The following is a 21511-nucleotide window of genomic DNA, read 5'->3' as shown; positions in this document are numbered from 1 at the left end:
AAGTAATCAAAAAAGCTCGATAAAAGAATACCTTACTTAGGTATTAATTTATTCTTGAAGGGATTTCTTGTATAATTACGCACCCAAATTTCAGTAAGATCGTTAAATATTCAATTATCAGGCTTTCACATTGAAGCCAAAACTGATGTATAGCGATCTGCAATCTAAAAGCATTCAAACGAGGAACGAAACGTGTTAGAAGCCTATCGTAAGCATGTTGAAGAGCGCGCCGCTCAAGGTATCCCGCCAAAACCCTTAAACGCCGAACAAGTTAATGAGTTAGTTGAATTACTAAAAACACCACCATCGGATGAAGGTGAATTTTTAGTCGATCTGTTAACCAATCGAATTCCTGCTGGTGTTGATGAGGCTGCTTACGTTAAAGCCGGTTTCTTATCCGCTATCGCAAAGGGCGAAGCGATGTCTCCACTTGTTGATAAAGAGCACGCCGTTAAGTTATTGGGCACCATGCTTGGTGGCTACAATATTGCTACGCTGGTTGAACTGCTTGATGACAGTGAACTTGCAAAAATAGCTGGTGAACAACTTAAACACACAATGTTGATGTTTGATGCGTTCCATGATGTGGCCGACAAAGCCAATGCAGGAAACGCCATCGCCAAAGAAGTGATCCAGTCCTGGGCCGATGCTGAATGGTTTAAAAAGAAACCCGCTCTGGCAGAAAAAATTACATTGACGGTTTTTAAAGTACCGGGCGAAACCAATACCGATGACTTATCTCCGGCGCAAGACGCCTGGTCGCGTCCTGATATTCCTTTGCATTCACTCGCCATGCTAAAAAACCCAAGAGAAGGGCTTGAAGGCAATCCATTAGAAATTATTGACCAGTTAAAAGAAAAAGGACATCCCGTTGCCTACGTTGGTGATGTTGTTGGTACTGGGTCATCGCGTAAATCAGCCACTAACTCTGTGTTGTGGTGTACGGGTGATGATATTCCTTATGTACCTAATAAACGAGCTGGCGGCTTCTGCCTTGGTGGCAAAATTGCACCAATATTTTTCAACACAATGGAAGATGCTGGTGCACTTCCGATTGAAGTTGACGTCGATAAAATGGAAATGGGCGATGTCATTACCATTTATCCGTACGAAGGAAAAGTTGAGAAAGATGGCGAAACTATCGCAACTTTCAAATTAAAAACCTCGGTCATGATTGACGAAGTTCAAGCCGGTGGTCGTATCCCTATGATTATTGGACGCGGACTAACAGCTCGTGCACGTGAGTTTTTAGGTTTGCCAGAAGCGGATTTCTTCCGTTTACCTACCGATGTTAAAGACAGCGGTAAAGGGTTTACATTAGCGCAAAAAATGGTTGGTAAAGCTTGCGGTGTTACCGGTGTTCGTCCTGGTCAATATTGTGAGCCTAAAATGACAACGGTAGGATCTCAGGACACAACGGGCCCTATGACTCGCGATGAGTTAAAAGATTTAGCCTGCTTAGGCTTTTCAGCCGACTTGGTTATGCAATCTTTCTGTCACACTGCCGCTTACCCAAAACCGGTTGATGTTGATACTCAACATTCACTGCCCGATTTTATCCGTAACCGTGGCGGTGTATCACTTCGTCCGGGCGACGGCATTATCCACAGTTGGTTAAACAGAATGTTACTGCCTGATACTGTCGGTACCGGTGGTGATTCACATACCCGTTTCCCAATGGGTATTTCATTCCCGGCAGGTTCGGGTCTGGTCGCTTTTGCAGCCGCCACAGGTGTAATGCCACTTGATATGCCAGAATCTGTTTTGGTTCGATTTAAAGGCAAAATGCAACCGGGCATCACACTGCGTGATCTGGTTCATGCAATTCCTTATTACGCCATTCAAGAAGGGCATTTATCCGTTGCAAAATCCGGTAAGAAAAATGTGTTCTCGGGTCGTGTATTAGAAATTGAAGGGCTTGAGCACTTAACAGCCGAACAGGCATTTGAATTGTCTGATGCTTCTGCAGAACGTTCCGCTGCCGGTTGTACCATTAAGTTATCCGAAGAGTCGGTATCCGAATACCTGCAATCAAACGTCGTGTTATTGAAGTGGATGATTGCGAACGGTTATGGCGATGAGCGTACTATCGCCCGTCGTATTGAAAAAATGGAAGAATGGTTGGCAAACCCTGAACTTATGGAAGCGGATAAAGACGCCGAGTATGAAGCCGTCATTGAAATTGATTTAAATGAATTAAAAGAGCCGGTACTTTGTGCGCCTAACGATCCAGATGATGCACGACTGCTAAGTGAAGTAGCAGGCGATAAAATTGATGAAGTGTTCATTGGTTCGTGCATGACAAATATCGGTCACTTCCGAGCCGCCGGTAAATTATTGGATAAAGTGGAGCCGGGCACATTGGCCACTACCTTGTGGATTGCACCACCAACCAAAATGGATCAACACCAGTTGATGGAAGAAGGTTATTACAACATCTTTGGAAAGTCTGGTGCGCGATTAGAAATGCCAGGATGTTCGTTATGCATGGGTAATCAAGCTCGCGTTAAACCAAAGTCAACCGTTGTCTCGACATCAACTCGAAATTTCCCTAATCGATTAGGGCAGGGCGCTAATGTTTATTTGGCGTCTGCCGAGCTAGCTTCGGTTGCTTCGGTTATGGGTAAACTGCCTTCTGTATCAGAGTACATGGAGTATGCAAAAGAACTGGACAGTATGGCGAGTGATATTTACAAGTACATGAACTTCCATCAAATGAAAGAGTATCAAGAAAAAGCAAATTCGGTGACCATTCCTGTTTCAAATCAGGTTACGGTTGACGCATAAGTTTTTCTATCTCTAAGGAAAACCCGGGTGCAAATTCACTCGGGTTTTTTTATGCCTTCAAGTTTATTTAAAAACTATAAAGAATAGTCTGCAATAAGCAGTTTTGATTACTTCTCGTTATTAGCCATTCTGCCTATACGTTAGTTTTTCATAAGAGAGAAAAAATAACATCATAATCTAATAACACACCTATACTTAAAACAGTGAGAGGATATTACTGGAGGTGTCTTGTGATCCGCTTATATTTTTTAGTTCCTGATTTTAAAAATACGCAAAATATTGTTAACGAGTTACAGGATTATGGACTGGATGAGCACCATATCCATATCGTTGGTAAAGATCATGAGCGGCTTGAAAAAGCCCACTTGCATGAAGCGGGGCTAGCCGAAACAACGGATTTGATTCCGGCGCTAAAACGAGGTTTATTGTTTGGTGGAACCACCGGTTTTCTTGCTGGAATTGTTGCCATTACATTTCCCCCAGCGGGATTAGTATTTGGTGGTGGTGCGGTACTTGGACTCAGTGCTGCAGGGGCAGGTTTTGGTGCCTGGATGTCATCCATGATTGGCGTGTCAGTGAATGATCTGGGTGTTGAGCACTTCCAAAAACAAATCGATCAAGGTAAATATTTATTACTCGTGGATGTGGAACGGGATTTGTTTAAACCGGTTGAAGAGCTGGTACGCAGTCATCACCCTGAGGCGGATATTGAATGGGTCGATCTAAAAGGCACAAGCATTCATTATGCCAATAGCATGAACTGATAGTCATTATTTCAATGTTCATTGTTTTCTAAATGAAGTCGTGCGTTTCAATATAAACGCACGACCAAACAATTCGAATAAAGACATTTAAATTCTAGTATTTTATCGTTCCAGATATTGCAGTTTATCCGGCTTCCCATCCCAATCTTTTGCGTCTGCTGGTGGATCTTTTTGTTCTGTGATATTTGGCCATTCTTCGGCAAGTTCGGCATTCAATTCAATAAACTGTTTTTGATCCGCTGGTAAGTCATCTTCTTCAAAAATGGCTTCAGCCGGACACTCCGGTTCGCAAAGTGCGCAGTCAATGCATTCATCAGGATGGATAACCAGAAAGTTTGGGCCTTCATAAAAGCAGTCAACAGGGCATACTTCGACACAGTCGGTGTATTTGCATTTGATACAGTTTTCGGTAACAACAAAAGCCATACGGTTATCACTCCTTATTTTTAAGAGGTTGCTGCCATTGATAGATAAGCTCAAGCGCTTCTCTTGGACTGAGACTGTCGACATCAATGGATTTAATCTGATTGAGTAAGTTTTCTTTTTGAGCAGAAATTAAGTTGGTTTTCAATTGCTCTACAGGTGTCTCTTGCAATTGATGGATTTCTGAGTTGCTTTCAAGTGTTGACAGTTGGTACTTGGCTGCTTCGATCACTGCCTGTGGTATTCCCGCCAGCTTCCCCACCTGAATACCAAAGCTTTGACTCGCAGGGCCAATATGGATAGCGTGTTCAAGAATCAAATTTTCATCGAATTCCTGAGCACCAAAATGATAATTAACCGCACCTTTAAATTTTTCGGGAAATTCGGTCATTTCAAAATAATGAGTTGCGAACAAAGTGAATGCCTGAATATTTTGATGAATGTGTTCTGCTATTGCCCATGCCAGTGACAGTCCATCAAAGGTACTGGTACCTCGGCCAATTTCATCCAACAGTACCAGACTGTTTGGTGTGGCATTTTTTAATATATAAGCGGTTTCTGTCATTTCCACCATAAAGGTGGATCGGCCAGAGGCCAGATCATCGGAGGCACCGATACGCGTAAAGATGCGATCAATCGGACCTATTTTTGCACTTTCTGCTGGAACGAAACAACCAACATTGGCGAGCAATACAATAAGCGCAGTTTGTCGCATATAGGTTGATTTACCACCCATATTGGGCCCGGTAATAATTTGTGTACGTTGCTCTTTATCGAGAGTTATGGCATTGGCTATAAAAGGTTCTACAGTATGTTCAACGACCGGATGACGACCCTGTTTAATAATAATTTGCTTTTCATCAATTAGTTCAGGGCATACATAGTTATAGCTGATTGCCACATCAGCAAAACACAGCAATACGTCTAACTCTGAAATCGACTTAGCGCTGGCATGCAGTGAACGGACAAATGGTTGCAAGTCTTGAATTAATTGTTGGTAGATTTCTTTTTCCAGAGCAAGAGATTTTGACTTGGCTGATAGTACTTTCTCTTCGTATTGTTTCAACTCAGGCGTGATAAACCGCTCGACATTTTTTAACGTTTGGCGTCGAACAAAATGTTCAGGCACTTGCTCACTCTGTGCTCTGGAAACTTCAATATAAAACCCATGAACTTTATTAAAGCCTACCTTTAATGTATTAAGGCCACTGTTTTGTTTTTCTTTTTCTTCCAGATCAATCAAAAAATTATCGGCATTATTGGATAATGCTCGTAATTCATCCAGTTGCTGATTAAAACCTTCGGCAATTACACCACCGTCCCGAATGGTAACTGGAGGGTTTTCAATGACAGCTTGACTCAGCAAGGCAGCCAGTTCATCAAAATCATTAATGCCATTAACCAGCGAAGCAAATACGTTATTATTTAATTTTTTTAAAATGGATTTTGTAATAGCAATATGCTCAAGACTGCTGCTTAAACGAACCAAATCTCTTGGTCTTGCTGAGCCTAAAGCGATTCGTGTGGTAATACGTTCGATATCGGCAATCTGTTTTACTTGTTCCTGGAGATCGCTTAACGAAGCTTCGATAAAACCCCGAACGATTTCATGACGCATTCTAAGCGTTGTACGATCCGCAAGCGGTTGATGCAGCCACTGCTTTAATAAACGTTTACCCATGACATTTTGAGTGCGATCAATAATCGACATCAGAGTGTTTTCTTCACCACCCTGTAAGTTTTTTGTTATTTCTAAATTTTTTCGGGTAGCGGAATCAAGACGAATGCAATCCTGATCAAAGTAGGGCAGTAACTGTTTAATGTGAGGCAGTGCAGTTTTTTGTGTTTCTTCTGCGTATTGTAATGCAGCGCCTGCAGCGGCAATGGCTTCATTGAATTCATCACAACCAAACGTTGCCAGACTAACCACATCCAGTTTATGGCAAAGCGCTTTTCTGTTTTCATCAATGGCAAAGTAATAATCGGGCAGTTGTCTTAAACAGGAATGTTGAATCTGCAATTCACTTTTTTCAGAGACGATTAATTCGGCAGGTTGCAATCGATGCAATTCACTTCGTATATCATCTTCACTCGCGTACTCGCTTAACCAGAACTGACCGCCCGCCAAATCGAGCCAGGCCATACCAAAGGTTTGGTTTTTAGGTGATCGTTTCTGATGATAAATTGCTGCTAATAATTGTATCGAGTCATTCGCTAATAAAGATTCATCACTCACTGTGCCCGGGGTTAATACTCGAACCACTTTTCGTTCAACCGGCCCTTTGCTGGTTGCCGGGTCGCCTATTTGTTCACATATAGCAACAGATTCGCCAAGTTTTAACAGTCGCGAAAGATAATTATCAACGGCATGAAAGGGTACACCGGCCATAGGAATTGGTTCGCCGGCCGATTGGCCCCGCTTGGTTAATGTGATGTCGAGCAGATCTGCAGCTTTTATGGCGTCATCAAAAAACAGCTCATAAAAATCACCCATGCGATAAAACAGCAGCTGATCAGGATGAGCTGCTTTGATCGATAAAAACTGGCGCATCATCGGGGTATGCGCTTTCAGGTCGTCTACTATAGAATGATTAGCTTGATTCATGGGGCAAATTGTACTGAAGCATGGTGCCCTAAACCAGTAAAACTATAGAAATTACACCGGGTTGAATAAATGTTAAACAAAATATCAACATTAACCGAACAGCTTGCTCAATTAGCCATCAGTCATCAGTTGAAACTGGTGACCGCAGAGTCCTGTACCGGCGGATATATCTCAAAAACATTAACCGATTTGGCTGGAAGTTCAAGCTGGTTTGAATGTGGCTTTGTCACTTACAGTAATGCGTCAAAAGAAACCTTGCTAGGCGTTGATAATTCGTTGCTGACTCGTTATGGTGCGGTTTCTGAAGAGGTAATCAAAGCCATGTGTAAAGGCGCTTTAGAACGCACGACAGCGCATTTGGCGATATCTGTGAGCGGTATCGCAGGACCTGATGGCGGTACCGAGGATAAGCCGGTTGGTACGGTTTGGCTAGGCTGGCAGCTTGATGGCCTTGAACATACGGCCCAGTTTATTTTTAAGGGCCATCGTGCTGACATCAGAGAACAGGCGGTGGTTGAAGCTTTAAAAGGCGCAATATCAATGATTCAACAAAAGGACTAGTCAACTGAGTAGTTATATGGAATAATCGCCTCAATAGTCAAAATAAAACGAACTGTCTGGAGAATACGATGGACGATAGCAAAAATAAAGCACTCGGCGCAGCGCTGTCACAAATTGAGCGTCAATTTGGCAAAGGCTCAATTATGCGAATGGGCGATTCCGACGCAAGACCTGGTATTGAGGTTATTTCATCGGGATCTCTCGGACTCGACTTAGCTCTGGGTGTTGGTGGCTTTCCAAAAGGTCGTGTGGTTGAAGTTTACGGTCCAGAGTCATCCGGTAAAACAACCATTGCTTTACAGGCCGTGGCTAATTGTCAGAAAACCGGTGGTACTGCCGCTTTTGTTGATGCCGAGCATGCACTGGATCCCGTGTACGCAGAAAAATTAGGTGTTAATTTAGATGACCTTTTAGTTTCACAACCTGATACGGGCGAGCAGGCGTTGGAAATTACCGATATGCTGGTTCGTTCAAGCGCCGTCGATATAATCGTTGTTGACTCCGTTGCAGCCTTAACCCCTAAAGCAGAGATTGAAGGTGAAATGGGCGATTCTCATATGGGTCTTCAGGCTCGTTTGATGTCGCAAGCCCTTCGAAAATTAACCGCCAATATCCAACGTGCCAACTGCACGGTTATTTTCATTAACCAGATCCGTATGAAAATTGGTGTGATGTTTGGTAGTCCTGAAACCACCACTGGTGGTAATGCTCTTAAGTTTTATTCATCGGTTCGTCTGGATATTCGTCGTACCGGCTCAATTAAACAGGGCGACGAAGTGGTTGGTAATGAGACGCGTGTAAAAGTGGTTAAAAATAAAGTGGCACCACCGTTTAGACAGGCTGAATTCCAAATTATGTACGGGCAGGGCAGCTCACTTGAAGGCGAGCTGATTGACTTAGGCGTTAAAGAAGGTCTGGTTGATAAATCCGGCGCATGGTACAGCTATAATGGCGATCGAATTGGTCAGGGCAAAATGAATGTGATTAATTTCTTAAAAGAAAATCCTGAAATGGCCAATGAAATTGAGCAGCAGCTAAGAGCTAAGTTATTACCTAACAGCAGTAAACCTCAAGAAAAAGCAGAAACTGAAGAGGCCTAACCGTTAAAGCACCACCTAAAGACACAGCGCGCGAAAGGGCAATCGCTCTTTTAGCGCGCCGTGAACACGCTCGGAAAGAACTTCATACCAAATTATTACAAAAAGGATTTACCGAACCAGATATATCTCTGGCACTCGACAGCCTTGAGCAACGTGGATGGCTAAGCGACGAACGCTTTACTGAAAGCTGGATACGCCACAGAATTCAGGGCGCTTATGGACCATTTCGGATACGTAATGAGCTAAGTCAGAAAGGTGTTGAAAAATCTTTGGTGGATTTAAAAATATCCGAGTTAACGATTCAATGGAGTGAAGTTGCTCAACAGGCATGGCGAAAAAAATTTAAACAACTCCCTCAAGACTGGCCTGAAAAAGCAAAGCAAATTCGCTATCTGCAATATCGCGGGTTTTACTCTAACGATATTGAGATAATGTTTGATGAGTTAACTTCTGATTAAAGTCAGTTGACGTTAATTCTTATGAAAGCAAGTAGCAACGAAAAGTAGATGCGATTTAAACGTTAATGCAACCACTTATCGAATATCTGTTTTACCGACTGGCTAAACTGCATTTGATCGCTGCGTCGGCTTCGTCGCCGTTCACTATAATCACCTGAACTCTCCCGGTTTAAAACCGAAATAACCGATTTGTTATTATCTTCATTACGGCAATAACCTGCTTCTTTCATTGCGCTCATTAAATGATCGGTAATAAAGTTATACTCGGTTTGCCATAAGTGATGATCCGAGTGTTGTTGCATACGACGTTGAATGCGCTTTACCAATCCTTTTAATCTTGGGGCATCATGAAAATGGCAGTAATCCTTCACCAGCTCATTGAGCTGTTCATATTGAGACTGAGTAATCCTTACAGACTCTTTATTTTTAAAGCGTGGCTGTAATGAATATATTAATGTCGGAATTTGTTGATACATCATAGTTGCGTCTCTCCTTTAACCGAAACTACCAACCTATCTTTAAGATTAGTTAATATTTGAGAGTGTTGCGGTAAAAAGAAAACCAGAGAAATCAAGGTAATTTTTCTAACTGACTGATTCATAAGCTGTTAAATATCTTTTATAGTGATAGTGACTTATCCCGTCATTTTTTAGTCAAAAATAGTTTTAAACCACCTGTAAATTTTCGTACCCGATGCAAAAAAGAAAATGAGTATATGAGTTTGCTAATGTAATTTAAGTATTTAAATAAGAATTGATATTTCGTTTTCTTATCAAAAGATTTATCATCAATAAACCTGTGCTTCACGAAATGATAAACACGCGCCCGTAGCTCATTTGGATAGAGCGGCCCCCTCCTAAGGGGCAGGTAGCAGGTTCGACTCCTGCCGGGCGCACCAGTTGCACAAACCACAACTGCTGCTTCCACGGAGTCCCCGGCTCTGATTACAAATCAGAGCGTTCGAAGGATAAAGCAGTGCTTTATCAGGAACCTTCTCACCCTGCCGGGCGCACCAGTTGCACAAACCGCAACCGCTGCTTCCACGGAGTCCCCGGCTCTGATTACAAATCAGAGCGTTCGAAGGATAAAGCAGTGCTTTATCAGGAACCTTCTTACCCTGCCGGGCGCACCAGTTGCACAAACCGCAACTGCTGCTTCCACGGAGTCCCCGGCTCTGATTACAAATCAGAGCGTTCGAAGGATAAAGCAGTGCTTTATCAGGAACCTTCTCACCCTGCCGGGCGCACCAGTTGCACAAACCACAACTGCTGCTTCCACGGAGTCCCCGGCTCTGATTACAAATCAAAGCGTTCGAAGGATAAAGCAGTGCTTTATCAGGAACCTTCTCACCAGTACATCAGTTTGTTATTAATCATCATTTTGATTCAGTAAGGGCCTTATAGCCTCCTGCAATTGAAACGACTTTATTGAAGCCTAGCTTTTGTAAGGACTCTGCGGCTAATGCAGACCGGCCTCCAGACTGGCAATAAAGGTAAATAGGCGAAGACTTTAGCTGTGAAGGATCCTTTAACTGCTGCTTTACCGATGAGTTATTCATAATATCAAACTCTAAAATACCTCTTGGAATATTCACGGCATTATCAAGGTGCCCCTGTTCATATTCTGCAGGTTCTCTAACGTCTATGACTATTCGCTCATCGGTGCTCGAATTTTTAAAGGTTTGTGCATCCACTTCATTAATTGCTTTTTTTGCTTCGGTCACTAAATCGAGTGCTGTTGTCATACTGCCTCCAGTAATAGAAGTTTTGGATTGTTATGCTACAAATGGGATATCCATTACCATATCCAGTTAAAATAGCTGTTTGTAATTTAGATATATCTAATATAAAATGCATCCAACATTAGAAAATACTAATATAAATGAGAGAAAGATGAAAGCTTGGGTTATTAATTTTTCATTAAATCACGCCAAACGCGTGTACTTATTAATGGCCATAGTCTCATTGGGACTGGCTGCTTTTATTCCCACCATCCAAATAGATACTGATCCGGAAAATATGTTACCGGATGATCAACCGGACAGAGTGTTTCACAATCAGGTAAAACAAGAATTTGCCTTACACGATGCCATAGTCGTGGGGATGGTTAATGATGAATCCATTTATAACACCGATTCATTGTCAGCCATTCATCAACTCAGTAATAAAATATTAACCATTGATGGTGTCGTTAATCCAGATGTTATGTCTTTGAGTGTGGTGGATAATATAGAGCAAACTGGAGAGGGCAGTATTCGGTTTGAATACATGATGAAAAATCCTCCGTCCAGTGAGTCTGAAGCGGCTGAGATACAACAAAATGTAGCGGATTTACCTTTGCTACTGGATACACTGGTTTCTGGTGATGGCAAAGCGGCTTCTATCTATGTACCCATTAAAGACAAGAATGAAAGTTATCGAATCTCACAGGCCATTCAACAGCACATTGATGCGTTAAACACAGACGATCAATTCCATATCACCGGCTTGCCAGTTGCAGAAGATACCTTTGGCTATGAGATGTTTGTTCAAATGGGTATTTCAGCGCCTTTGGCTGCCGCGGTTATATTTTTATTGTTGTTGTTCTTTTTTCGAAACTTAACCATTGTTATAGCGCCAATGATTATTGCAATGGCAACGGTTTTATCAACCATGGGCTTATTAATTGCCTGTGGTTTTAAAGTCCACATCATGAGTTCGATGATTGCTATTTTCTTGATGCCGATTGCGGTTGTGGATTCGGTTCATGTGATGTCCGAATTTGCCGATCGTTTTAAACCAGGCGCCGATGTTAAGCAAGTGGTTAAGGACGTTATCAGTCACTTGTTTCGGCCCATGTTATTTACCTCAATCACTTCAACGGCTGGATTTGCATCCTTGGCACTCACGCCCATCCCCCCGGTTCAAATATTTGGCGTATTTGTTGGTTTTGGTATTTTATTGGCCTTTATTTGGACGATTTTATTTATGCCAGCATATATATCCCGAATGTCTGAAAAACAGCTGAAAGCTTTACAGGCAAAATTGCATGGTGATCAACAAAGCTTGATAGCTCGCTTCATACCAAAACTGGGGCTGTTTTCAACCAGCTGGTCCAAAGCTATTGTAATTGCGTTTATGACAGTTTTAGCCTTCTCGATTGTCGGTATTGAAAAAATTCAAATTAATGACAACCCGGTTCGATGGTTTAAGCAAGACCATCGTATAAGAATAGCCGATAGGGTGCTCAATGATCACTTTGCTGGAACTTACGATGCTTTTTTAGTGTTATCCCATACAAAAGGAACTGCATATGCAACAGAATTGTTGCAGCGATTAACGGATGTTACCGAGCAATTGGAAGACTCGTCATTAAAGAGCAAGTTGACAACATTATTAAATAATACATCCGAGCAAACATTTAATGCTTCAGAGTTTATTGCTGTCATTGATGATGCGTTTTTTGCTGAAGAACCGGTTGCTGCAGAAGCGGTTGATGCAGGATTATTAGAGCAAGCCATGTCATTGCTCGAGCAATATCAGTCGGAGACTCAATATTTTACTCAACCAGAAACTTTGCAGTACATGGCGTCTTTACAACAAGCGCTGAATAAATCTGGTGTGGTAGGTAAATCCAACTCGGTTGTTGATTTAGTTAAAACAGTTAATCGAGAACTGTTTAGTGGTGAACAAAAAGATTTTGTTTTACCTGATTCTCAAGCAGGTGTCGCACAGACCTTATTGCAATATCAATCGTCCCATCGACCACAGGATTTGTGGCACATGGTTAACCCATCTTACAGTAGAGCAGTGGTTTGGCTGCAGCTTACCAGTGGTGATAATCAGGATATGTTAACCGTTATGGATACGGTTGATGCCTTTACCAAACAAAATCCTTTGCCTGAAGGCATGAGTTTAAAGTGGGCGGGGAAAACTTATATAAATGTTGTCTGGCAGGATGCCATGGTGTCTGGAATGCTCGACAGTTTGATCAGTGCATTTATTGTGGTCTTTATTATGATGGTTATTTTATTTCGCTCCATCATATTTGGTTTAATGGCTATGTTACCTTTATCGCTGACCATTACTTTTATTTATGGGCTGATAGGCTGGGTTGGAAAAGATTACGATATGCCTATTGCAGTTTTATCTGCACTCACCCTTGGTTTGTCTGTGGATTTTGCAATTCATTTTATCGACAGAACACGATCCATCTACGCAAAAACAGGTGACTTTTATAAAACCATACAGCTAATGTTTGAGGAACCCGGCCGGGCCATTACCCGCAATGCCATTGTTATTGCCATTGGCTTTACCCCATTACTGTTTGCTCCACTTGTCCCTTATATAACGGTTGGAATATTTTTAGCGACAATTATGACTGTTTCAGCGTTAGTCACGTTATTAATGTTGCCAGCCATATTTAACCTTGGAAAATCAAAATTTTTTCCAAAACAACAGGACAATCAAAACAATGAATTTAAATAATTTAATTTGTAAAGGCTCTCTAATTATTGCAGTGGCTTTGTTTGTCGTCGTCACTTCGGCTTATGCCAGTGAAACAGAAGGGCTTACTGCAGCTACTATTGTTAATAAATCAAACTTAGCATCCTATTATGCCGGAACTGATGGCCGCAGTGATGCAAGAATGAAAATTGTCGACTCGCAGGATCGCGTGCAGTATCGTCAGTTCGTAATGCTTCGTAAAAATCAACAGGAAAATATGAAACAACATTTTCTTGTGGTGTTTTCTCGTCCAACGGATGTTAGAGATACTGTGTTTTTAGTCGATAAAAAGCCTCAAAGTGATGATGATCGATGGCTGTATTTACCAGGGCTTGATTTGGTTAAACGTATTTCATCTGGCGATAAGCGAACAAGTTTTGTTGGCTCTAATTTTTACTACGAAGACGTTTCTGGCCGCTCACCATTATTGGATAATCATGAACTGATTAATCAAGATGAAGAAAATTATTATTTAAAGCATACTCCAAAGTCACCAGAAACTGTGGAATTTGCTTATTATTCCTCAACGATTAACAAGCAAACATTTTTGCCCATGCATGTCATTTATTATGACAGTAACGATAAACCGTTACGCACCATGGAAGTGAATCAGGTTAAAATCATTGAAAGTTTTCCAACGGTTACTGAGGCAACACTAACCGATCATCGCTTAAACGGTCATACCCTCATACAGTTTCGCTTTATGGATTATAACTTGGGCATTCCAGAACAAGTATTTAGCGAACGTAGCCTAAGAAATCCTCCTGATAAATGGCTGCAGCGAACTCAATAATGTTCATAATAATACGACTGTTTTTATTGGTTATATTTAGTGCTTTTGTTTTAAGTATTAACGCTTCGCAACAACATACAAAGACAGAAGAACAGTGGAACGAAGGTTGGGGCGATAGCTGGGATACGCCAGAGGAGCAGTTATTTCATGGCTTTTTGGAGTTTGCAAACTCATACTGGCTCGATGATAAAGCCAGTCATATTGACGAGCCTATGCAAGAGCTCAGGCTTCGACTCGATTGGGATTATGCTTTTGATGTTGGCGAGTTGACCACAAAAACCGATCTAATTCATGATGCAGTGATCGATAACACTGATGTAAAGCTCCGTGAACTTAACTATCAATTTTCGCCAGGTCAATCGACCGACATTAAACTCGGCCGACAAATATTAACCTGGGGCACAGGTGATTTAGTATTTATAAATGACTTGTTTCCTAAGGATTGGCAGTCATTTTTTATGGGGCGAGATGACGAGTATCTTAAAGCACCATCGGATGCCATTCGATTCAGCTGGTTTGGCAGTGACAGTAACCTAGATGTTGTTATTACGCCTGAATTTGAATCTGATGAGTATTTATCCGGTGAGCGATTCAGCTTTTACATTCCATCAATTGGAATTTCACAGCCTCAGACTCCTATTCACGCCGCTCAACCTGTGCATCGTGACTTTGAATTTGCAACACGCCTGTTTGGTACAGAAAATGGATTGGAGTGGGCGCTCTACGGTTATCGTGGTTTTTATAAAACACCAAAGGCTATCGATAATAACGCTAATCCATACTTTTCACGACTCAATGTGTGGGGAGCAAGTGTAAGGCAAGCGGCTTTCAATGGCATTGTGAAGTTTGAAATCGGCCAGTACCTGAGTTTAGATGATCCGGGTGGCCATGATTCTCTGGTTCCAAACGATGAGTTCAGAGCATTAATCGGTTATGAAACGGAACTGGCAAAAAACTTAACCGGATCCTTTCAGTTTTATTTGGAAAAAACACAGGACTATCAATCATTAATTAATAACAGCCTGACACCAGAATTTGAACAGCGGGAGTGGCATACTCAGGTTACTGCACGGATCACTCATCAGTCGCATCAGCAAAAATGGACCAACTCGTTCTTTGTATTTTATTCACCAACGGATAACGATGGCCACTTACGATTAACCTCTGACTATCGATTTAATGATGAATGGAAGCTTTCAACGGGGTTGTTTTTATTTGAAGGTGAGAAGGAGCATTCTTTTTGGGGGCAACTGCAACAAAACTCATCGGTATGGATGCGTTTAAGGTATTTATTTTAAATAGCTCAACAGGTTTGGTGATTATTGGCAGTAGATACCGTGTAATGTATCAATAATTTGTGCGGCAGGGCCTTTCGCCAAGGAATAATATATTGTTTGCGAATCCCGGCGTGTTTGTACAAGACCGTCATTTCTAAGAACGGCCAAATGCTGTGAAAGTGCAGACTGGCTAATTTGAATGTTTTGATTAATATCGGTGACAGACATTTCACCTTGACTAAGGAAACAAAGTATAAGCAACCGTGTTTCATTACTTAACGCTTTTAGTAATCGACTGGCGTTGCTGGCATGTTGTTTAAGTTCGCCAATGCTCTTTGTCATATTGTATAGTCAGGTAGTTCTTAGAATAGGTGAATTTTAACACATTTAATTGAATTTACTAATTTAGATATAGCTAATATTAATGTCTAATCAACTCTATTACTTTTAATTCTAATAGTGATAGGTGATTGGAAAAATGATATTTATTGGCCGCGATATTAAGTATTGTTTGCACCGAAATAATGCAAAACAGTAGCCTATGATTATCGGCTAAACGACTAGTGAATATTGATTGGCTATGACAGGATAATGTCGTAAATGCATTTATAGCTTGTTTAAAAGCAATTTTTAGCTATAGATAAAAGCGATTATCCTATTGATTATGCTGTTTTTGGCGAAAAAATACACATTTTAATGGTTATAAAATTGATAAATTCACTAACACATCTTAAACTTACACTGTAAATCCTAATGTTTTTCTCTTTATTAACCTAATTTATTCAGGTCGGAACCTAAACTAATATGTTAACGAGCCACGAATTTATGGTCGCCAATAAAAAGCGACAGGAAAACGGTAATACAAAAAAGAAGCAGAAACATCAGCAAAATGGAAATACTGATTATCCGCAGCAACAATATGTAGAAGGTAATTTTGGTCATACAGAAGATGATCATCAACCTCAAGCCAAAAAGCCACGCCATGGCTACCAGAAAAAACGTCATCAACACGATAATAAGCACAATCCCAAGCATAAACCGCATCAACCCGATGTTGATCCAAATTATGTGCCTGAAGTAGAAGAAGGCAAAACCTATGAAGGTATCGTGCAAAATTATTATCGTGAAAAAGGCTATGGCTTTATTCGCTGTGAAGAATTTAAAGTCCCTGCATTTTTTCACTATTCTGAAATTCAGCTTGATGGCTTTAAGTATCTAATCAAGCAGCAGCAAGTTGAGTTTAAAGCTCGGGTTTCGGATGAAGGCAAGCTTCAGGCATATCTGGTAACGCCAACTGAGCTTGCACCCACTCAAAAGCGTCAAATTTTTAATAAAGATAAATCTGACGATAATAGTTAATACTTTTATTTTCTATTAGACATTTATCTCAAAACCCCTTATATTTGCCTGGCCAAATATAAGGGGTTTTGCTTTGTCTGAACACAGTCAATTATTTAAATGCTTATCTGAGCCTGTCCGCCTAAGGATTGTGTCACTGTTATGCCAGTTTGATGAGCTCTGTGTCTGTGAGCTTATCGATATTTTAGAGCTGCCACAGAGTGTTATTTCTCGCCATATCGGTTATCTCAACCGACATCAATTGCTAAAGTCGAGCAAACGTGCCCAGTGGGTATTTTATGCATTAGATAAACAACACCCCTTTACCTCCGTCATTCAGAGCTTTTTATCATCGTTTGGCAATGACGAACCCATGCTCGGAGATCTAAAGCGGGCGCAACAGCTTCAACTCAATTGTTAATATCAGTGTTAAGGGTCTGTAACCGTTATGAAAAAAATTAAAGTTGGAATCAATGGCTTTGGTCGAATGGGGCGGCTTTTTTTAAGAGCGGCTTTCGATGATCAATATTTTGACATTATTCAAATCAATGATCCTGCCAGTAACGCAGAAACCAGTGCGCATTTGCTGAATTTTGATTCGGTACACGGTACCTGGCACAAATATGCTGAAGCAAAAGAAAATACAATAGTTATTGATCAACAGATAATCAAAGTGACACAAAATAGTCGAGTTGAAGAGACTGACTGGTCAGCTTGTGAGTTGATAATTGAAGCTTCCGGTAAATTTAAAAGCCAGCAAGCGCTTCAGCCTTATCTTGATCAAGGAGTAAAGCGTGTACTGGTAACAGCACCGGTTAAAGAAGAGGGCGTTCAAAATATAGTAATGGGCGTGAACCAACATGAGTTTGACTCTGCTAAACACTCTATAGTGACAGCAGCCTCTTGCACCACAAATTGTCTTGCGCCTGTTGTTAAAGTTATACACGAAAACTTTGGCATTAAACACGGCAGTATGACAACCATACATGACTTAACCAATACTCAAACCATTTTAGATGCACCTCATAAAGATCTACGTCGTGCCCGCGCCTGTGGCATGAGTTTGATCCCAACAACGACAGGGTCGGCTACCGCCATTACTCATATATTTCCCGAATTAAAAGGGCGCTTAAATGGTCACGCAGTGCGCGTACCTCTAGCCAATGCGAGCTTGACCGATTGTGTGTTTGAATTGGAAAAGCCAGTAACCATCGAGCAAGTCAATGATGCACTTGAAGCGGCTGCCAATGGTCCTTTAAAAGGTGTGTTAGGCTTTGAAACTAAGCCACTGGTATCAATTGATTATCGAACCGATCCTCGTTCATCCATAGTCGATGCATTATCAACCATGGTGATTAATGATACTCAGTTGAAGCTCTATTTGTGGTATGACAATGAATGGGGTTACGTCAATCGTGTGGCTGAATTGTCAAAATATATTACTCAATAATCGAACGTATTTATGACTGCTTTAAAACAGTATTTAATCATTACGTTTAATTACTGGTCATTTACTATCACTGATGGCGCCTTACGCATGCTGGTGGTTTTACATTTCCACCAGTTAGGCTATAGCGCACTCGAAGTGGCCATGCTGTTTTTGTTTTATGAGTTTTTTGGTGTGGTTACTAATTTAGTAGGCGGCTGGCTTGGTGCGCGCATTGGTTTAAATAAAACCATGAATATTGGTCTGTTTTTACAAATAATGGCGTTGTCCATGTTGTTATTACCAGAACAATACTTACTGATCCCCTGGGTGATGACAGCACAAGCCGTTTCTGGGATTGCCAAAGATCTCAATAAAATGAGCGCAAAAAGCGCGATTAAATCCCTGGTTGATTCGAGTCATTCATCAAAACTTTATCGTTGGGTAGCTTTTCTTACGGGATCAAAAAATACCTTAAAAGGTGTTGGCTTTTTTATTGGCGGAGCACTATTAACAGCTTATTCATTTCAAGGTGCCATACTCATTATGGCGATAGTCTTAAGTGCTGTCTGGATAGTAAGCATATTGTTATTAAAACAAGATATCGGAAAAGCGCGTTTTAAACCCAAGTTCCGAGACATTTTTTCTAAAAGCCATTCCATCAATATACTTTCAGCAGCACGACTGTTTTTATTTGCATCCCGTGATGTCTGGTTTGTGGTTGCTTTACCTGTGTTTTTATCACAACAACTGAATTGGGCTCACGCTGAAGTAGGGGCGTTTTTTGCTTGCTGGGTTATAGGTTACGGCATAGTACAAGCCATTGCGCCAAGCATCACCCATCGTAAAAATAGTTCAAATTCTCGATCAGTTAACAACAAATCATTGCTTATTTTCTGGGCCAGTGTATTAACTCTGGTACCGGCTGCAATTGCTTTATCTTTTGATTACTTTGATGTCACCTGGGTGATTATTATTGGTTTATTAATATTCGCAGTTGCCTTTGCCATCAACTCTGCATTGCACAGTTATTTGATTGTTCACTTTGCTTCCGATGAAGGCGTTTCACTGGACGTTGGTTTCTATTACATGGCCAATGCAATGGGGCGACTTGTGGGTACCGTTTTATCGGGTGTTGTGTATCAGTTTTTTGGTCTGGTTGCCTGTATATCGATTTCTGCCAGCTTTTTAATGGTCACGGTATTAATTACTCTTGCTTTAAAGTTCGAAGACTCTAACTCTCAAGATTCTAACTCTCAAAATTCTAGTTCAACTGTGTAAGGCATAAAAAATAAACTTATATTTACTTAAAATCGTTAACTTCAATATAAGAGGGTGCCTGTTTAAAGCAGTTAACTAAAAGCTTAGATATGTTTATTCGGGTTATTAGCCCATCACCTGTACAGGCTGTTGTGTCTTTTTCAGAAGAATGGTTACCAAAAGGTTTCTTATTACGCTCTACTTTTTTATTAAATACTAGTGCATCAAAGGATGGTTGACGATCAATAAGATGAACCCAGAGCTCTTGATTGTTATTGATGGTTACCTTTTTGAATTGTTCTTTTGACAAAGGTGATGTTGGTTTGTCTTTGCCTGTGAATGCATTTATCTTTCGAATAAAAAGTGGACTCTTAAAGGTTATGTTTGTTTGAAATAATTTTGTTCCACCACGTTCAAAGTGTCCTCGAAAGACATCCACAGTAATGTTGAATTGTTCTTTATTAATTAATCGCATCAGATCAAATTTATTGGGTACCAGCGTTATTAAATCGTCTTGTTCGGCACTTAAAAAATCTAGTTGTCTTAATTGATTATTGCTGGCTTCTACTCGGTAGATTATTTGATAGTCATGTGGCCGGTGAAAAAGGGGCAGATGACTTACTATTAACTCACCACCACTGCCTTTTAATAATACCATCCCATGAGTACCCAGGTAGTTTGCTTTGTGTGTCGATTCGTTGGCACCGGTTAACGGTGTCAATATCAAGCAAATGACTAAAAATATCTGTTTCACTATGTTATTTATCTCTATCTCAGTTAAGTTTAACTTCTGTTATCGGGCGACAATAGGACTATTGATTGTTACATTAAATTACCTCACTATGTTGTTTATAGAGTGCTAACAATGGTTAATACTTTACTTTAACTAGAGTAGGTAACTGCATGTTTATAAACTAAAAAAGGAGTTAAGTCGTATGTGTTCTCAACGTTCAAATTACCCTTTTGGGGTAAAGCGTATCACAGCCATCACTGCCCCCTTAATTTTTTTATTGCTTGTTTTAAATCCAATATCCGCAAAAGAACCAACTCTTATAAATGATAAAGTAAATCCAGATTCTTTACCTTCACTGGTTGAGTTAACCAGTTATAAAGTCGAATGGGGCGGTCGGCCACGGGATCCCTTTGTCGCGCCAGATGGCATGGTCTGGTTTTGTGGTCAGGCCGACAATTATATTGGCCGGCTAAATCCTAAAACTGGAAAAATGACCCAGTTTGAAGTGCCTGATGGCAGTCATCCTCATAACCTTATTGTCGATAAGGCTGGCTTTGTCTGGTACGCCGGAAATAGAAACGCACATATTGGTAAGCTTAATCCGAACAGTGGTGAAATTAAGCAATATCCAATGCCCGAGGCCATTAAAGATCCCCACACACTTATTTTCGATAATGAGAAAAACATCTGGTTTACTGCACAACACAGTAACGTTATTGGGCACCTCAATACAAAAACCGGTGATGTTCGCTATGTTGCTATGACGGAATCCGGCTCAAGACCTTATGGCATTAAACTTAACTCAAAAGGCATTCCATGGTCAGTGCTGGTGGGCACCAATAAAATAGCCACCGTAAATCCTGAGACTATGGCGTTAACTGAGTTTGACTTGCCACGTAAAGAAGCCAGACCACGCCGACTCGAAATTACTTCAAACGACAATATCTGGTATGTGGATTACGCAAAAGGCTATCTGGGTCGATATAATCCCGAGGAAAAATCCTTTAAAGAATGGCTGACACCTGCAGGTCACAAGTCACAACCATACGCGACAGCGTTGGATCAAAATGACGTTGTCTGGTTTGCTGAAACCGGACCTTATCCGAATAACCTGGTTGGGTTTGATACCAATAAAGAATCATTCGTTAGTCATACAGTAGTAAAAGAAGGCGGTGATATACGGCACACTTATTTTAATCCGGCTACTAACAGTTTCTGGTTTGGTGTTGATATCGGTTACATTATGAAAGCAAAGCCGTCAGAAAAGGTTACTGATTGAATTTTGTTTGATTAATATTAGACGTAATAAAGCAAAACCGAGCTAAAAGGGGTAACTAACTGATTAAGCTCGGTTTATTTAAATGTGTTCAATTTAACATAATATGCATTATACGCAGTAGCCTTAGTCTAGATTAGGCTGTCCGTGCATATTCAGGGAAAATTTACTACAGTTAGCGATAACTATTTGATTTAAATATATTTACCTAGATCTTCTAAATTGT

19 protein-coding genes, 1 tRNA gene and 1 pseudogene are annotated in these 21511 nt (G+C 40.8%); 15 read left to right on the top strand and 6 right to left on the bottom strand.

Annotation, left to right across the window (positions count from 1 at the left end; genetic code table 11):
- The first annotated feature begins 192 nt into the window (after positions 1-192).
- Both acnB and C8D97_RS10290 read left to right on the top strand, forming a co-directional pair.
- Positions 193-2787 carry a bifunctional aconitate hydratase 2/2-methylisocitrate dehydratase gene (acnB, locus tag C8D97_RS10295; RefSeq protein ID WP_109763696.1) on the top strand — a complete coding sequence of 865 codons (2595 nt, stop codon included), beginning with the start codon at positions 193-195 and terminating at the stop codon, positions 2785-2787.
- A 230-nt stretch (positions 2788-3017) separates the two neighbouring features.
- The gene (locus C8D97_RS10290; protein ID WP_109763695.1) at positions 3018-3551 is read left to right on the top strand and encodes a DUF1269 domain-containing protein; all 534 of its coding nucleotides are present in this window, start codon (positions 3018-3020) and stop codon (positions 3549-3551) included.
- Between the two features lie 102 nt (positions 3552-3653).
- Here the strand turns inward: C8D97_RS10290 and fdxA are convergent, their stop codons facing one another.
- Both fdxA and mutS read right to left on the bottom strand, forming a co-directional pair.
- Complete coding sequence (gene fdxA, locus C8D97_RS10285; protein WP_109763694.1) at positions 3654-3977, bottom strand: ferredoxin FdxA; 324 nt, start codon at positions 3975-3977, stop codon at positions 3654-3656.
- A 7-nt stretch (positions 3978-3984) separates the two neighbouring features.
- Positions 3985-6579, bottom strand: coding sequence for a DNA mismatch repair protein MutS (gene mutS / locus C8D97_RS10280; RefSeq protein WP_210204916.1), 2595 nt, complete (start codon positions 6577-6579; stop codon positions 3985-3987).
- A gap of 69 nt (positions 6580-6648) precedes the next feature.
- Here mutS and C8D97_RS10275 point away from each other — a divergent pair, with 69 nt between their 5' ends.
- The 3 genes and pseudogenes from C8D97_RS10275 to C8D97_RS10265 all read left to right on the top strand — a co-directional run.
- Entirely contained in the window at positions 6649-7140 is a 492-nt protein-coding gene (locus tag C8D97_RS10275; RefSeq protein ID WP_109763692.1) for a CinA family protein, read from the top strand.
- Between the two features lie 68 nt (positions 7141-7208).
- Complete coding sequence (gene recA, locus C8D97_RS10270) at positions 7209-8240, top strand: recombinase RecA (protein WP_109763691.1); 1032 nt, start codon at positions 7209-7211, stop codon at positions 8238-8240.
- Between the two features lie 32 nt (positions 8241-8272).
- A pseudogene (locus C8D97_RS10265) lies at positions 8273-8698 on the top strand (regulatory protein RecX); the annotation flags it as partial.
- Positions 8699-8760: 62 nt separating this feature from the next.
- Here C8D97_RS10265 and C8D97_RS10260 read toward each other — a convergent pair.
- Entirely contained in the window at positions 8761-9177 is a 417-nt protein-coding gene (locus C8D97_RS10260) for a hypothetical protein (RefSeq protein ID WP_109763689.1), read from the bottom strand.
- Positions 9178-9519: 342 nt separating this feature from the next.
- Between C8D97_RS10260 and C8D97_RS10255 the strand changes: the two genes are divergently transcribed.
- Both C8D97_RS10255 and C8D97_RS18035 read left to right on the top strand, forming a co-directional pair.
- Positions 9520-9596 (top strand) — tRNA-Arg (locus C8D97_RS10255).
- Positions 9597-9673: 77 nt separating this feature from the next.
- A complete protein-coding gene (locus tag C8D97_RS18035) occupies positions 9674-10090 on the top strand; it encodes a hypothetical protein (RefSeq protein WP_210204915.1) in 417 nt (138 codons plus the stop codon).
- Here the strand turns inward: C8D97_RS18035 and C8D97_RS10250 are convergent.
- Positions 10074-10442 carry a rhodanese-like domain-containing protein gene (locus C8D97_RS10250; RefSeq protein ID WP_109763688.1) on the bottom strand — a complete coding sequence of 123 codons (369 nt, stop codon included), beginning with the start codon at positions 10440-10442 and terminating at the stop codon, positions 10074-10076. The two genes, C8D97_RS18035 and C8D97_RS10250, sit on opposite strands and share 17 nt — an antisense overlap.
- A gap of 148 nt (positions 10443-10590) precedes the next feature.
- Between C8D97_RS10250 and C8D97_RS10245 the strand changes: the two genes are divergently transcribed.
- Genes C8D97_RS10245 through C8D97_RS10235 form a run of 3 tightly spaced genes read left to right on the top strand, consistent with a single transcriptional unit; the run spans position 10591 to position 15273 of the window.
- Complete coding sequence (locus tag C8D97_RS10245; protein WP_109763687.1) at positions 10591-13164, top strand: efflux RND transporter permease subunit; 2574 nt, start codon at positions 10591-10593, stop codon at positions 13162-13164.
- Positions 13151-13975, top strand: a complete 825-nt coding sequence (locus C8D97_RS10240; protein WP_109763686.1) for an outer membrane lipoprotein-sorting protein — start codon at positions 13151-13153, stop codon at positions 13973-13975. Before C8D97_RS10245 ends, C8D97_RS10240 begins: the two co-directional genes overlap by 14 nt.
- The gene (locus tag C8D97_RS10235) at positions 13975-15273 is read left to right on the top strand and encodes a hypothetical protein (protein ID WP_109763685.1); all 1299 of its coding nucleotides are present in this window, start codon (positions 13975-13977) and stop codon (positions 15271-15273) included. The genes C8D97_RS10240 and C8D97_RS10235 overlap by 1 nt, the downstream gene beginning before the upstream one ends.
- A gap of 21 nt (positions 15274-15294) precedes the next feature.
- On the opposite strand, the gene C8D97_RS10230 is transcribed toward C8D97_RS10235, so the two are convergent.
- A complete protein-coding gene (locus C8D97_RS10230; protein ID WP_109763684.1) occupies positions 15295-15594 on the bottom strand; it encodes an ArsR/SmtB family transcription factor in 300 nt (99 codons plus the stop codon).
- Positions 15595-16056: 462 nt separating this feature from the next.
- Here C8D97_RS10230 and C8D97_RS10225 point away from each other — a divergent pair, with 462 nt between their 5' ends.
- The 4 genes from C8D97_RS10225 to arsJ all read left to right on the top strand — a co-directional run bounded on the left by C8D97_RS10225 (position 16057) and on the right by arsJ (position 19297).
- The gene (locus C8D97_RS10225) at positions 16057-16611 is read left to right on the top strand and encodes a cold shock domain-containing protein (RefSeq protein ID WP_245411429.1); all 555 of its coding nucleotides are present in this window, start codon (positions 16057-16059) and stop codon (positions 16609-16611) included.
- Positions 16612-16684: 73 nt separating this feature from the next.
- Positions 16685-17011, top strand: coding sequence for an ArsR/SmtB family transcription factor (locus C8D97_RS10220; RefSeq protein ID WP_109763683.1), 327 nt, complete (start codon positions 16685-16687; stop codon positions 17009-17011).
- A 27-nt stretch (positions 17012-17038) separates the two neighbouring features.
- Positions 17039-18040, top strand: coding sequence for an ArsJ-associated glyceraldehyde-3-phosphate dehydrogenase (locus tag C8D97_RS10215; protein ID WP_109763682.1), 1002 nt, complete (start codon positions 17039-17041; stop codon positions 18038-18040).
- Between the two features lie 12 nt (positions 18041-18052).
- Positions 18053-19297 (top strand): organoarsenical effux MFS transporter ArsJ, encoded by a 1245-nt coding sequence (gene arsJ, locus C8D97_RS10210; RefSeq protein WP_109763681.1) that lies wholly within the window; start codon positions 18053-18055, stop codon positions 19295-19297.
- Positions 19298-19319: 22 nt separating this feature from the next.
- Here the strand turns inward: arsJ and C8D97_RS10205 are convergent, their stop codons facing one another.
- Positions 19320-19934, bottom strand: a complete 615-nt coding sequence (locus C8D97_RS10205; protein ID WP_146196131.1) for a hypothetical protein — start codon at positions 19932-19934, stop codon at positions 19320-19322.
- Between the two features lie 277 nt (positions 19935-20211).
- Between C8D97_RS10205 and C8D97_RS10200 the strand changes: the two genes are divergently transcribed.
- Positions 20212-21288 (top strand): Vgb family protein, encoded by a 1077-nt coding sequence (locus C8D97_RS10200; protein WP_109763679.1) that lies wholly within the window; start codon positions 20212-20214, stop codon positions 21286-21288.
- The last annotated feature ends 223 nt before the right edge of the window (positions 21289-21511 follow it).

The sequence above is a fragment of the Pleionea mediterranea genome, assembly GCF_003148745.1.
In the GTDB taxonomy this organism is placed as follows: domain Bacteria; phylum Pseudomonadota; class Gammaproteobacteria; order Enterobacterales; family Kangiellaceae; genus Pleionea; species Pleionea mediterranea.
This window is presented reverse-complemented; position numbering and strand designations above follow the sequence as displayed.